This is a genomic window from Methylobacterium frigidaeris, from assembly GCF_022179185.1.
GTDB lineage: Bacteria > Pseudomonadota > Alphaproteobacteria > Rhizobiales > Beijerinckiaceae > Methylobacterium > Methylobacterium frigidaeris.
Window position 1 is genome coordinate 1 of record NZ_BPQJ01000170.1, and the last position, 321, is coordinate 321.

Below are 321 nucleotides of genomic sequence, written 5' to 3' on the forward strand. Positions count from 1 at the left end.
GGCGACCCGCCAGACACGCGCGGCTTCGACATCCTGCGGGGCTGAGCCGGGCGGGTTCTGCGGGGCGGGCCGGACTGGTATGGCCGTGAGGCCGTATCCGATTCCGCTCCTGGCGCTCCGAGATCATGACCGACCCGACCACCGGCAGCGCCGCCTTCTCGCCCCTCGATATCGGGGCCCTGGTCTACTTCATCGTGGCCTGGGTGGCGTACGGCCTGTCGGTCGGGCGCCTGCGCGGCCGGATGGTCTCCCTCAGCCAGATCATGAACGTCCACCGCTCCAACTGGGCGCGGCAGGTCATCGGCCGCGACAACCGGGTGG

Annotated in this window: 1 pseudogene; it reads left to right on the top strand. The window is 71.0% G+C overall.

Annotated elements, in window-relative coordinates:
* Positions 1-125 precede the first annotated feature (125 nt).
* A pseudogene (locus tag MFF64_RS36715) lies at positions 126-321 on the top strand (DUF599 family protein); the annotation flags it as partial.